This is a genomic window from Desulfoluna sp. CLI2B, from assembly GCF_056847375.1.
Genome location: NZ_CP186557.1, coordinates 2,815,232 through 2,829,272 on the forward strand (window position 1 = coordinate 2,815,232; position 14,041 = coordinate 2,829,272).

Annotated in this window: 13 protein-coding genes; 12 read left to right on the forward strand and 1 reads right to left on the reverse strand. The window is 48.4% G+C overall.

Annotation, left to right across the window (positions count from 1 at the left end; genetic code table 11):
- Positions 1-25: 25 nt before the first annotated feature.
- The gene (locus ACOYW2_RS13320; RefSeq protein WP_482770722.1) at positions 26-721 is read right to left on the reverse strand and encodes a GntR family transcriptional regulator; all 696 of its coding nucleotides are present in this window, start codon (positions 719-721) and stop codon (positions 26-28) included.
- Positions 722-970: 249 nt separating this feature from the next.
- Here ACOYW2_RS13320 and ACOYW2_RS13325 point away from each other — a divergent pair, with 249 nt between their 5' ends.
- The 12 genes from ACOYW2_RS13325 (at position 971) to ACOYW2_RS13380 (ending at position 13,191) form a co-directional block, all read left to right on the forward strand.
- On the forward strand, positions 971-2,518 hold the full coding sequence (locus tag ACOYW2_RS13325; RefSeq protein WP_482770723.1) for an FGGY-family carbohydrate kinase: 1,548 nt from the start codon (positions 971-973) through the stop codon (positions 2,516-2,518).
- A gap of 173 nt (positions 2,519-2,691) precedes the next feature.
- Positions 2,692-4,404: an FAD-binding oxidoreductase gene (locus ACOYW2_RS13330; RefSeq protein ID WP_482423324.1), complete on the forward strand. Its 1,713-nt coding sequence runs from the start codon at positions 2,692-2,694 to the stop codon at positions 4,402-4,404.
- 873 nt (positions 4,405-5,277) lie between these two features.
- Positions 5,278-5,736: a GNAT family N-acetyltransferase gene (locus ACOYW2_RS13335; RefSeq protein WP_482770724.1), complete on the forward strand. Its 459-nt coding sequence runs from the start codon at positions 5,278-5,280 to the stop codon at positions 5,734-5,736.
- Between the two features lie 245 nt (positions 5,737-5,981).
- On the forward strand, positions 5,982-6,407 hold the full coding sequence (locus ACOYW2_RS13340; RefSeq protein WP_482770725.1) for a heavy metal-binding domain-containing protein: 426 nt from the start codon (positions 5,982-5,984) through the stop codon (positions 6,405-6,407).
- A gap of 244 nt (positions 6,408-6,651) precedes the next feature.
- On the forward strand, positions 6,652-7,023 hold the full coding sequence (locus ACOYW2_RS13345) for a transposase (RefSeq protein ID WP_482770726.1): 372 nt from the start codon (positions 6,652-6,654) through the stop codon (positions 7,021-7,023).
- A gap of 127 nt (positions 7,024-7,150) precedes the next feature.
- Entirely contained in the window at positions 7,151-7,540 is a 390-nt protein-coding gene (locus ACOYW2_RS13350) for a hypothetical protein (RefSeq protein WP_482770727.1), read from the forward strand.
- Positions 7,541-7,797: 257 nt separating this feature from the next.
- On the forward strand, positions 7,798-8,133 hold the full coding sequence (locus ACOYW2_RS13355; protein WP_482771025.1) for a transposase: 336 nt from the start codon (positions 7,798-7,800) through the stop codon (positions 8,131-8,133).
- 436 nt (positions 8,134-8,569) lie between these two features.
- A complete protein-coding gene (locus tag ACOYW2_RS13360) occupies positions 8,570-9,064 on the forward strand; it encodes a hypothetical protein (protein ID WP_482770728.1) in 495 nt (164 codons plus the stop codon).
- A gap of 609 nt (positions 9,065-9,673) precedes the next feature.
- Entirely contained in the window at positions 9,674-10,213 is a 540-nt protein-coding gene (locus tag ACOYW2_RS13365; RefSeq protein WP_482770729.1) for a hypothetical protein, read from the forward strand.
- Between the two features lie 969 nt (positions 10,214-11,182).
- Complete coding sequence (locus ACOYW2_RS13370) at positions 11,183-11,740, forward strand: hypothetical protein (RefSeq protein ID WP_482770730.1); 558 nt, start codon at positions 11,183-11,185, stop codon at positions 11,738-11,740.
- A gap of 124 nt (positions 11,741-11,864) precedes the next feature.
- Complete coding sequence (locus ACOYW2_RS13375) at positions 11,865-12,503, forward strand: DUF1877 family protein (RefSeq protein WP_482770731.1); 639 nt, start codon at positions 11,865-11,867, stop codon at positions 12,501-12,503.
- Positions 12,504-12,741: 238 nt separating this feature from the next.
- Positions 12,742-13,191 (forward strand): hypothetical protein, encoded by a 450-nt coding sequence (locus tag ACOYW2_RS13380; protein WP_482770732.1) that lies wholly within the window; start codon positions 12,742-12,744, stop codon positions 13,189-13,191.
- Positions 13,192-14,041 lie beyond the last annotated feature (850 nt).

Below are 14,041 nucleotides of genomic sequence, written 5' to 3' on the forward strand. Positions count from 1 at the left end.
TGGTTCCCCTTCCCGGCCTGTCTCGTCACGTTCCCATCATGGACTTCCAGAGTGCGGATGCTTGTTCCATGGTCTGCCGCACCACCTCAGACGCCCCGTTGCAATCCTTTGCCTCCACCGCCTCAAGGAGGGCCTCGTAATACGCCGACGACTCCCTGCGGTGGGCATCCTCCTCGAAGTAGAGGCCTCCCATATGAAGATACATCTCTCCAAAATCGTTTAAAATCATCCGGTAAAACGGATTCCCGGACAGGTCCGCCAGGATCAGGTGCAAGCCCCAGTCGTAGGCCACATAGGCCTCGGAGGTCTCGTCAAGCCCCTCGGCCTCCTTGAGATAGGCCAGAAGGCTGTCCCTCTCCTCCCACACGGCAAAAAGGGCCATCCGGGGCATGAGGGCGGACCTCAGCTCAAGGAAATGGGAGACAAAGTCACTGGGAACGTACCCTTTGTGGCGTGTCAGGGTGGATAGGATCCCCAGCCCCCCGGTTTTCAGGTAATCGTTCACCAGGGTCGGTTTGCCGTGGGCAATGGTGATCCACCCTTCGGTCTCCATCTGCTTCAAGGTCTCCCGCAAGGTCGGGCGGGTGACCCCGAGCTCTCCGGCCAGGGCCCGCTCCGCGGGCAGTGTGGAGCCCGGCGGGTAGGTTCCGTCGAGGATGGAGCTGACCAGCTTGTGTTCTGCAAACTTTGTAGGACGTAAAGGCCCGGCACTGTTGTTCATCGCACGCTCTCCTTCATTTTTTTCTTTGCAATGAAGCCGATATCTGGTAAGTGGTCATACCACTAGTCGTCATTCTGTGTCAAGACGACAACAGTCTGAATACCCGATTAAAAACAATTGCCATCGCAAAGTGAACATGAATAGCCTTGATCAGCCATGTTCGCACCACAGGCACAGCCCCGATGGCAAAGACCGGAGGGTATGGCCGCAACGCCTGCCCCTGACCGAGCCGATCCCCAAGGAGCCCCCATGACCCCTGTGATCCTCTCCATTGACTGCGGCACCCAGAGCATGAGAACCCTCCTCTTCTCCGGAGAGGGCACCCTCCTTGACAGCGAACAGGTGGAGTACGCCCCTTACTACAGCGAGCAGCCGGGCTGGGCCGAGCAGGACCCGGAACTCCTCTGGAAAAGCCTTGTGGCCGGATGCAAAGCCCTTTGTTCCCGCAAGCCCGACCTCATAGCCGCGGTCAAAGGGGTGGGTGTCACCACCCAACGGGCCACCATGATTAACGTGAACGCCCAGGGAATGCCCCTGCGACCGGCCATCACCTGGCTGGACCAGAGAAAAGCCGCTCCGGTCTTTACGCCCCCCTTTCCCGTGGGCCCCATTTTATCCGCCGTGGGCGTGGGTTCCATCCTCACCAAGGTGCAACAGGAAGGCAAGGGCAACTGGATCCGCCAGAACCAGCCCGAGATCTGGGAGAAGACCCACAAATATCTCCAGGTATCCGGGTTTCTGAATCACCGTCTCACCGGACGGTTCGCCGACTCCTCGGCCTCCCAGATAGGACACATCCCCTTCAACTACAAAAAAAGCTGCTGGGCCTCCCGCTTCGACCCCTCGTCCCTGCTCTTTCCCATGGAAAGGGAAAAGCTGCCCGAGGTGGTCCCCCCCGGCGACGTGTTGGGCCACATCACCCCGGAGGCGGCGACGGCGACAGGCCTTGCCCAGGGCCTGCCCGTCATCGCCTGCGGGTCGGACAAAGGGTGCGAGACCCTGGGCATGGGGGTGCTCTCCGAAGAGACCGCCAGCCTGAGCTTCGGCACCACGGCCACGGTGCAGCTCTCCTCCAGGCGCTACTTCGAGCCGCTGCGCTTCATGCCCGCCTACCCCGCCCCGGTGCCCGGGCACTGGAACCCTGAAATTGAGATCTTCCGGGGCTACTGGATGATCACCTGGTTCAAGAATGAGTTCGCCCATAAAGAGGTGGCCAAGGCGGAAGTCAAAGGCATCGCCCCGGAAGCGGAGATGGACCGGCTCCTGGAAAAAGCCCCTCCCGGGGCCATGGGCCTCATGGTCCAGCCCTACTGGGGGCCGGGCCTGGAGCACCCCAACGCCAAGGGGGCCATGATCGGATTCGGAGATGTCCACAAAAAAGAGCACGTCTACAAAGCGGTCATCGAAGGACTGGGCTATGCGCTCCTGGAAGGGCTGGAACGCCTGGAGAAAAAGACAAAAATTCCGGTGGAACGCCTTGCCGTGTCCGGCGGGGCCTCCCGGAGCGACCAGATCTGCCAGATCTCGGCCGATATCTTCAACCGCCCCCTGGTGCGGGGAAAAACCACGGAGACCTCGGGCCTGGGCGCTGCCATCGTCACCGCCGTTGGCTTAGGAATCTACAAAGACTTCCAGGGGGCCATCGACGCCATGGTGCACTACGACACCACCTTCGAACCGAGCCCCGACCGCACCGCCCTTTACAGAAAACTCTACCAACGGGTCTACAAACGCATCTACCCGCGCCTGGACCCCATTTACAAGGAGATCCGGGAGATCACCGGATATCCAGAATAGCAGAGGATTGCACATGCTCCGGGGCTTCGCCCCTCCGCATTTGCGTACGGGCTACGCCCGAGAAAAAGGATTGTTTTTCCCATCGTTGCCCGGGGTAAAAAAATGGACCGTTAACAAGTTCTTTCAAAAATATGCTCACGCACACAGATATCAACACACCAAGGAGACCTGCCATGAAACGAAAAAAGCCATCCTTTGAGCCCCAATGGCGAACCACCCCTCCGGAACCCGGAAGCTGGCGATCCATCTTCAAATGGGGAGCCCCGGACGGGTTCAAGCACCCCAACGCCAAGCTGTATGCCATGCTGAAGGAGACCTTCGGCCTCTCGGACGACGCCTTTACCGCCCCGGTCTCCTCCGGTGACGACCTTGTCACCTTAGGTGAAAACACCCCTGCCATCGATCCAGAAACCATGGAGGCCTTCACCGCCATCAGCGGCGAGGAGAACGTTTCTGTGAGCGACTACGACCGGGTGAAATACTCCACCGGCAAGACCATGGAGGAGATCTACGCCCTGCGAGATGGAACCCCTGAAAAAGTTGCGGATCTCATCGTTCACCCCCGCACCGAAGAGGAGATCTCCCGCATCGTGGCCCTCTGCCACGAAAAAAAGATCCCCCTTCACGTCTTCGGCGGCGGCAGTTCCGTAACCCTGGGCCTCACACCCAAAAAAGGGGGCGTCACCCTGGTGATGGCCACCCACATGACCCGGGTGGTGGAATTCAACGAGACCAACCAGACCATCACCGTGGAGTGCGGCATCATGGGCCCGGCCCTGGAAGAGCTCCTCAACAACGCCCCCAACACCTTCAACACCCGCCACACCTACACCTGCGGCCACTTTCCCCAGTCCTTCGAGTTCTCCACCGTGGGCGGCTGGATCGCGGCCAAGGGCTCTGGCCAGCAATCCTCCTACTACGGCGACGCCGTGGACCTGGTTTTGGGCCAGACCTGCGTCACCCCTGCGGGTAAGGTCACCACCCTCGATTTTCCCAGCACCGCCACCGGCCCCATGGTCAACGACATCCTCAAAGGAGGAGAAGGCGCTTACGGGGTCCTGACGCGTGCCACCCTCAAGGTGTTCCGCCACACCCCCGAGACCCGCAAACGCTTCAGCTTCATCTTCCCCACCTGGCAGGACGCGGTGAACGCCACCCGGGAGATCTCCCAGGCCGAATGCGGCATGCCCTCGGTGTTTCGCATCTCCGACCCGGAAGAGACCTATATCGGCCTAAAGCAACACGGCATCGAAGGCACCCCGTTAGACACCTTCATGACGTTTCGAGGCTACAAATCCGGCCAGCGCTGCCTGCTCCTCGGCCACACCGAAGGGGAAAAGGGATTCTCCAAAAACGTCTGCAAAAACGTGAGACGTATAGCAAAGGCCAACGGAGCCATGAGCCTCACCGGCTACCCCGTCAAGCTCTGGCAGCACGGCCGCTTCAGCGACCCGTATCTTCGGGAGGACCTGAACGACTACGGTGTGGTCATCGACACCCTGGAGACCGGCGTCAAGTGGGACAACCTGCACAAGGTCCACATGGGCGTGCGCCAGTTTATCAAAAACCGCCCGGACACCCTGTGCATGACCCACTGCTCCCACATCTACCCCCAAGGGACCAACCTCTACTTCATCTTCATCGGCAAATTCGAAACCCGGGATGAGTTCGTGACCTTTCAACGGGGCATTATCCAAAGCATCGAAGAAAACGGCGGCACCCTCTCCCACCACCACGGCGTAGGCCGCATGATGGCCCCCCTCATGGAAAAACACCTGGGCAAGGGCCAGATGGACACCCTGAAAGCCTTAAAAAAACACTTCGACCCCAACAACATCATGAACCCCGGCGGCACCCTGGGCCTGGACGAGCCCACCGAGCCCTGACCCGAATCGCCCGAAGAATTGCAATAGCAGTAAGTTACAGCTTGCCCCCATGAGATATCTGGGCTAAGGGAGATCGGGACCTGTGCCCCCGCTCCCAACAAAAAACCGCCTCCCCGGGTAACCCCACACCCGGAAGGCGGTTTTTTTATGGCAACGAGCCCGTTCGTTTTCTGCGCAAGCCCAATGCCTTCACATCACCCCAGCACCCCAGGAGAAAACCCCATAAATTTGAGTCTTTTACTTCATAGACCCTTCCCTTGATTTCACCTATATTAAATACCGAAGTAAATCCCCTCATCAACAGCATTCCCCCTTAGAGAACAGGTGGACTTTCCCAGAGTCCGCCTGTTTTCTTTTTAGGGTGTCGGCAACTCATCTCCCCCCCCCAAACCAACACCCCTCCACCCCACGTAGGATGGGCAAAGCGAAGCGTGCCCATCTAACGCCCCGCCCTTCTCCCAACGTCACAATCAAACACAAATATTCCCCGACAACACACCACAAAAATCAAAACTCAAAACTCGTTTTTAAATTGAATGTTCACGATTTCAGGCGTATGACTAAGAACGTTAATCAATCGAAATGTAGTGTCAATTTCGGGCATTGCCATGTTTGGATAGAACACTCGGAGTTGATTCAACTGCGACCGCAAAAAAATAGTCCTATAAAACAATAAAACTGGAAAATGCACTTTTTCACAGATATACTAACTTTATTGCGCAAAAAAGTATCATAAGACAGATTAAACGATTATATGCGCACAAACGCACAATAACCCACGTTAACGACAGTTTATGATGCATTTGATCGTTTTATTGAGCGATAATGCACCATAATATATGTTAGCGTTCAGTTGGATATGGAAGTATTGATATGATTTCGATTACAAAGGCAAAGTTATCGGATGCTCCTGAAATTTGGAGAATTCAAAAATCCGCATTTGAGGGGCAGGCAAAAATTTACTACAATTACAAGTTGCCACCATTGGTCCAAACTTTAGAATCATTGAAAGATGAGTTTGAAAGCAAGGTATTTTTAAAAGCCGAATTCGATAGCAAAATAATAGGTTCTGTACGTTTCACGATTGATGGTAATGAAATTGAAATAGAACGTTTGATTGTAGATCCAAATTTTCAGAATCAAGGCGTTGGAACAGTCTTGATGAAACGAGTTGAGCAAATTGCTGATAAAAAAGTTACCTTCAAATTATTTACCGGAATAAAAAGTAGTCGAAACATCCATCTTTATGAAAAATTGGGCTACAAGATTTATACCCAAACAGAAACACCACAGGGCATTGGACTGCTCCATATGCAAAAATTGCCTCGCTAACAAACACTTGCACGCCGACCGGGCGCAAGTGCAACTTTTCGTGCCTGCACGTTGCCCGGCATTTTTCAAATATCAAACACTGTCGTACTTCGGCGCCCGTCGGGTGAAGTGTGGCGTTATATGTCTTTAAATCTCTGTATTCGATCAATAGGAACGTTTGAATGTAGTATTAACTTGTTAATAAAATTGGAATGTGCTGTTTGTGGTCTTAGTATAATCATAGTTGTAATAAAAGGAGCTAATTTGTGGTGGGTCTTATAATTATCATATCGGTTTTTATCTTTTTTGTTTTTGTTTTTGTTTCCATGTTTACTACGAACAAAAAGCGCGAAAAAGCAGTAATAACAAGTATAACTAATATTGAAATGGAATTGATTCAAGTTAGAAAGGACATAGTTTTTATTACTGGCTCTCAGATTGAAGGGCGTGAAGTTCTAAGTGTTATTGGCGGTGTACGTGGTATCTCTAAAACGCAAGCTGCAGGGGCTGCGGAGTTCGAACTAAGTGAAAAAGAAGCACTACTAAGTCTCCTAAATGAAGCTCGGCAGTTAGGGGCAAATGGCGTTGTAGATGTTCAACTAAACACTGGAACGTATGAAAAACAAGGCTCAAGGTGGCAAGTTTCGCAATCAATATACACGGGTACAGCTGTGTTATTGGAAGACATCTAATTTGGCTTTTTCAACCCTGAAAACAGGTATATAACAAACTGTTTAAGAGGAATTCGCAACGCGTGGCATTTTCACTGTGCGTTGGCTTAAGTGTTTAAAGGTGGTGTGCGGTGGCCTCAGTATTGCGTTGCTCACCCCTTAACAGGGCGTTGAGCCTGTAGAATAAGTAAAATTTTAAGATATCAAGATGTATTTACAGCTTAATGCTTGCTATGCTCTCTTCAAATAAATCAGCGAGGTGAGTATGGCTCGATACAAAAGTTATTTTCAAGCCCAGTCGATGTGTATTGACGCCCGGTTCGACGAGCAATTCATTCCCGGCACGTTCGTTCATGCCATTGACCATTTGGTGGATAACGAACTTGACCTTTCGATCTTTGACAAGCATTACAGCAACGACAAAACGGGAGCTCCCACCTATAACCCTGCCGTCCTTTTAAAAATCATTTTGTATGCTTATTCCCTGGGCATTATCTCCAGCAGCAAGATTGCATCTTGTTGTGAGTGTCATGTGACTTTTATCGCCCTGGCCGGTGATACCCGGCCCCATTTCACAACCATTGCAAAATTCATTTCTTCATATGGGCAAGAAATTTCGATGCTTTTGACCCAGTGATCGCCATCTGTTCCATGGAAGCGATAATGGGCAAAAAGGTGTTTGCAATTGACGGCTGCAAGTTAGTCTTGCAAACGCTTCAAAAAGATGGTAGCGAAACCCGTGAAGATTTCTTGATTAAAAGGCAATGATCGAAAAATCTATTCAGTTGATTCTCAAAAAGCACCAGGCGCAAGACAAAGGTGATGACGAAGGGTCTTATATGACGGCAAAAGAGAAAAAAGCCGTCAAAAGCCTTAAAAAGAAAGCGGACAAGATTCAGGCTTGGTTGGACGAGGGAAAGGAAAAAATCGGAGTCCAAGGCAAGCCCATTCAAAGCAACCTGACTGATAACGAAAGCGCAAAGATGTCCACGTCGCATGGTGTGATTCAGGGCTATACTGGCATTGCTATTGTGGATGACCTACGTCAGGTTATTACCCATGCCGAAGCCCATGGTTCATCAACAGAGCACCTCTTTTTAAAGGATATGATTGATGGTGCGCGTAAGACGATGAACCAGGCTGAAGGGGAATAATGACTCTCTCAAGGATACCATTGTAACGGCGGATACCGGCTTTCATTCATCCGATGGACTCAAGTGGATCGAAGATGAAAAAATCGAAGCGTATGTCCCGGACAAACTGTTTCGAAAGCGAGATCCTAATTTTGCCACGACCGACAGGCATAAAAGGCACACGGATAAACGGAAAATTGTCAAAAAGGCAAAATAGTTTAAAACCAACGAGTTTGTGTACGACCCTGAAAAGAAAAAGCTTATCTGTCCGGCCGGAAATGAACTCTACGTCGAAAACAGCAACTTCAGAGACCAGAAAGGCCTTAAAGGATTTACATACGCGGCAAAAAAAGACGGATTGCAGGGCCTGTGAACTTCGGTCCAAGTGCATTCGCGGGAAAAAAGTCGAGCATAGGCATGTGACAGTTTTTACAAATACCATGCACCAGACGGATACGCCTGTCAGTCCCATGATTAAACACTTTGATACACCAAAGGGCAGGCTCTGGTACAGCAGGCGTATGGGCACCATAGAACCGGTCTTCGGTAACATAAGAGGCACCCTCGGGCTGAATCGGTTTACCCTGAGAGGACGGGGCAAGGTCGATACGTAATGGAAACTCTTTGCCATGGTTCACAACACAGTGAAGCTGGCTCGATATGCTTGGTGGTGAGCAAGAAGATGCGGTTTGAAAAGCCATCAGTGGCACTTGATGGCTGCAAAATATAATCCTGCCCCGCCAAGCGTGGTCACATAAAGTTCAGTTATGGCGTGAGTATTTTCGTTGGCTGAATTGTGTTGTTGGCTGAAAACTTTACTTTAAAATCAGCCTGGAGATGCATTCCTGAAAAAAGGGTTTATTCTACAGGCTCGTTAAGCTATTATTTATTTATACAAATATTGATCCCACAAATAAATTATTAGCTAAGTAAATATTTTTGAATTTGTGATTTCATCAAAATTAATTTACAAATAAATAGTGTATATTTGTTAGGTAGCATATCTCTTGCTCAAAAAGCATGAAACTCGTTTATTTAAAAGGAACAATTTTGAAAAAACTGTTTGTTACAGCATTAATTCTAACAATAACAGCTTCCATGAGTGGTTGTTGTGGTAAACCAATGCCACTCATTCAAGATTTTAAGCAGGTTGAGTTCTCACAACCACAGATTAGTAAAAGTAAGGCATTAATTTATTTTTATAGACCACAGGGATATATAGGCGGCCCAACTAATTACTATATCAATGATAGTACAGTGCCAATTGGAGCCCTCCAAAATGGCTCATTTTTTTATTACATTGCTGAACCTGGCCCCCATATATTTTGGTGTGAAACCGAAGATAAAGCCACAGTGCAACTTTCTGTAAGACCTCAAGAAATTTATTATATAGAAGGCGGAATTAGATCTGGAATAAATTATGTAAACCCAACCCTATCAGTAGTCCCACGCCAATTGGGCGAAAATTCGATTAAAAGTTTAAAATTTGTCGAGCTGATAAATATCCCTGAAAAGGCATATAAACATGCAAGAGGAGAGCAATAAAATTTCTTTTTCCAAAATTTAGCTTAATTGGGTAGCCGGGGGTTTCTCTCTCCCAGCCCCCCCCCCCCACACCACCCAGCATGCGGGTCCGCACCGGGCGGTTCACAAAGATATCTGGGCCGTAGCCAGGAAAAAGTGTTAAAAGCGAATCTTATACCAAAATGACGGTTTCCACTTTTAACCCAGCAAGGGCACGTAACCCACGCTGCGCCTGTTCCATATTCCTCCTGTCGGATTTATTGTAGCAACAGAGCACATGATTGGACCGTTGTTCTTCATATTCGATCCTTCGGCAAGGTGAGTCCTTTAGCGATTACCTCGGGGTGTCTCGCGACTCGTTTCCAAACGTCACTCCGTCCATTGTTAAGCAAGAGAATGCTGTTTGAGAAGTTATCTATGGGCACTTGATAGCAGCAAAATATGGTCCTGCCCCGCCAAGCGAGGTCGCATAAAGTTCAGATATAGCATGAGTATTTTCGGTGACTGAATTGTACTATCGGATGAAAGTTCATTTTAGAATCAGCATAGAGAGGCATTCCTGAAATAGGGGTTATTCTATAGACTCGTTAGGCGTATATTGTATTCTTCTCGCTATACAAGGACCAGCTAATGAAAATCTTCGATAGGTTGTTCAACAAAAGGCAAACGAAACCCACTGAAAATGAATACTTTATTGACCTCATCAACTTCAAATGCAATAATACCGCATTAGGTGAACAACCCACTTTGAAAGAGCACTTTTGTGATTCATTCGATAAGAATGAAGTCTTTGACGACAAATATAATGGAGTTGAACTCGGTCTTTCTCATAGGTCACTTGATTACGTTTTTATTTCTTTGAATGCATTTAATGGGAAATTTCTTGCAAATGGAATTGCCCTTCCTATCAGCACTGACTCAAGTGAAAAGGACATTATAAAACTTTTTGGAGTCCCATATTGGAGAGATGAGGATGATAGTGAAGTTATTCTATTTTATGAAGATGGTCGTATTGAGCTTCAATTCGAATTCCCCCAAAAAAGCACATTGGGTTTTATAACAATGATGAAATCGCCACTATTAGAAGAGCCAGTACCAAGAGAATCATACAAAGTAACAAAGCCCTGGCCACCCAACACGAAAATTCAAATTCAGACTTATCAACGTTAATTTAGCGCCTACTCTGGTAGCCGGGGGTTTCTCTTCCCCCAGCCCCACACCACTCGGAGGGCGGTTCACGAAGATATCCGAGAGTAGCCAACGAGTAGTTAAAAGAGTTGATCTTGTAATAAGTTGACGGTTCTCCTTTTGACCTACAAAGGCACGTAACCCACGCCGAGCCTGTTTCAGAATCATCAAGTCGGATTCATAGTAGAAGCAGAGCACATGGTTGCACCGTTGTTCTTCATGTTCGGTCCTTCGGCAGGGTGAGTCCTCCAGCGATTACCTCGGGGTGTCTCGCGGCTCGTTTCCAAACGTCACTCAGTCAATGACGTATTCCTACACCTACTATGACCTCTGTTGATTCCTGTTCCATCACTCCCTGTGTTACCACAATCAGCGCTGCCATAAGGCCGAAAAGTCGAACAGGCCTCCCCGGACTCAGTTTAGTACCCCCTTGAGGGGTGTAAGAACGTAATCTTTCTTTACACAACCGCAGCATTTACCATATCCCCTCGAATCCTGGACTTCGTCATGCTGTGCTGACTCATCCAGCGACTTGGCCTTATATGCTGTTTCTGTTCGTCGGCTCATAGATTTGCGGCTTATGGTCCGCTTCCCTCCCGGTCGTTCTCGCTGACGCTCGTGATTCCGTTCCGCTCCATCTCCTCCAGACGAAACCTCACGGGGCCGCCCTTGTCTTAGGATAGTGCTTATGCTAAACCGTTGTTTGGTAAGCAGGATTCACGCACAGAGGACTTCCCGCTTAAACTTCCGGGTCATCTCATAAGATTACGCCCATGCCGGGCGTACACAAGCCATTTCACCGGAAGGGCTTACAGCTGCTCTTTGGCGAGCGCCTTCGGTTTTTACATAATTTAAACCATTTACCGGTGTCGGCACTCGTCGCCCGCGCGGTTAATTCAGCGTTATGTTTCAGTACACTCTATTGTTAATCCATATTGAGGAACCTGAATAATGGATACGGAAAATAAGGCAGCGATATTGGCTCGCGCAGGAATTGTTACTGTTGGTTTGGCTGCTATCGTTTGTGGTATCAATCTCTTGAGTGAGAGTTTTGGAATTATTGGCAACACAATAAATCGTCAATTTGGTCACGAGTTAGTCTTCGATAGCATTATCGTACTGTGTAGTTCCCTTATCGGGCCAGCTTTTATGTTAATATTTGGAATCGCAATTCTAAAAAAGACGGAATCAATTTCACAAAAATATTTTTCTATTAGCTCTATCTCGACAGAAATACTAATATACCGAGTGCTCTTTTGTATCTTGGGGTTATATTACATTTCTCGTGGCTTCATCGATTTCTTAACGCTCTCTACGAATCTTTCTGTTTATTATTTCACACCTTCAAATATTGACATTCAAATGAGTCCCTCGAGCTATGTGCCCTGGCTTGTTGGGGCAGTGGCAAATTTTTCATTGGGTATTTTTCTATTTCTGGGTGCTCCGGGGCTTTTTGGTTGGTACTTAGGTCGTTGTCACTCTGTAGACAAAAGCATTAAAAAAACATAACAATTGGCTCATGGCCGACCCCAAAAAGCTGGCCAAGTCTTTCGTAACTTCACCCGCTACCCCTATCAGCTTTTTGGGTCGGCATAGCCACGCGTTCGGCTTCTACAACACAAGGATCTACACCATGGGAATGCATGGTCATTTCAAAGCTGTTCCTCAAAAAATTGTACCAATCCTTTTGGAGTATCCTTTTTTTGTTAACTACTTAGTTGGTTCAATCTCAGCTGACATAACATCCCTTGACCAATACATACGTTATTTAGAGAATCAACAAATAAGGCAGAATGCAAAATACCAGAATGACCTTAACCAAGTTAACTCTAATTCAGAATTGATAAATGATCTTAATTTCGAATTACAAGTGAAATTTGGTGTGGTGAAGTCATATATTCCGATGATCGACCAACTTCGTGAATCAAAGGAATTATCCGTTGATCAGTACTGGCAAGCTATTCACTTTTTAGTTAACAGTAAATTTGAAGGTGGCAATTCACCTTTAGAAAAGTTTGTTTTAGGCGGGAAACCCATTTGTGAAAATATGGGGTATGATCCACCTATGCTAGTAAATTCTTCAGAAGTTCGAGATATCACTGAAGAGTTGAATCGGTTTTCTGTAGAGCAAATACGAAGAGTGTACAGTCCTTTAAGTTTTAACAACCATGAAATTTATCCCGAATTTACCGAATGGGGAGAATGCTCTGTCGAACCTATTTTTAATGATGATTTGGGAAACTTGTTCAACATCAACATCAGCTGCAAATAATAATTATTCAATGATTATTTATATATCATGAATATAGGAGCAAAGCCGAACAAACACTTGCACGCCGACCGGCCGCAAGTGCTGCTTTTCGGCCCTGTTCGTTGGCCGATAGTTTTCAAATATCAAACACCGTCATGTACCCGCGCCCGTCGGGCGAAGTGTGGCGTTCGCCTTGGAACCCATGATGTGAACTGGACTTGTTCTCGGAATTTTTGCAATTAGGGTGGGCATATCCTTGATGTCTCCAATGTCCTTCCCAATATTCTTTGTTGTCATTTATCAGTTTTATATTGTTTCGTATTTTTGGGGTAAACGTCGTGGTGAATTTGAATTTTCGTTCCTTGAGCGGTCTGCTTTTCGTGGAGAGGAGAATCAAGAACTCAAGATTCGGCTAAAGAAAGTGAGGCAAGAATTGAAATGGGGAGACCCGGCCTCTGCCCATGCAAAATTAACCGCCGCACTAAAAGATTTTCCGGACAACTTTGTTGCGTGTTTCAAATACGCTGTTTCTTGCGAAAGGATGGGCATGGATGATGACGCTATTGCGTCTTATAATAAAGCCGAAACTCTCATACCCACGCCTTCAACCTCTCTTAGATGTTATGTAGCCAAACAATCTACGCGAGTTAAGAAAAAAGGCCCATCAAGAAGGTCCTCTTCCCCAAGTTTACAATATATTATTTATTAAAAATATCGGCTAATTCAGTGGCGTTTTTCTCCCCCAGCCCCCACACCACCCGGCATGCGGGTCCGCACCGGGCGGTTCACAAAGATATCTGGGCCGTAGCCAGGAAAAAGTGTTAAGAGCGAATCTTATACCAAGATGACGGTTTCCACTCTTTACCCTTCAAGGGCACGTAACCCACGCCGCGCCTGTTCCATATTCCATTGGTCGGATTTATTGGAGCAACAGAGCACATGGTTGCACCGTTGCTCTTCATGTTCGGTCCTTCGGCAGGGTGAGTCCTCCAGCGATTACCTCGGGGTGTCTCGCGGCTCGTTTCCAAACGTCACTCCGTCAGTGACGTATTCCTACACCTACTATGACCTCTGTTGAGTCCTGTTCCATCACTGCCTGTGTTACCACAATCAACGCTGCCATACGGCCGCAAAGTCGAACAGGCCTCCCCGGACTCAGTTTAGTACCCCCTTGAGGGGTGTAAGAACGTAATCTTTCTTTACACAACCGCAGCATTTACCATATCCCTTTGAATCCTGGACTTCGTCATGTTCTGCTGACTCATCCAGAGACTTGGCCTTGTATGCTGTTTCAGTTCGTCGGCTCATAGGTTTGACGTAGAGTGACCACGCCCTCCGGTCTTTCTCGCTGGCGCTCGTGATTCCGCTACGCTTCATCTCCTCCAGACGGAACCTCACGATGCCGCCCTTGCCTTAGGATAGCGCTCATGCTAAACCATTGTTTAATAGGAAGAATTCAGCCACAAAGGGCTTCCCGGTTAAACTTCCGGGTCACCTCATAAGATTACACCCATGCAAGGCGTACACAAATCGCTAAACTATAATTGCCAAAAGCCGCG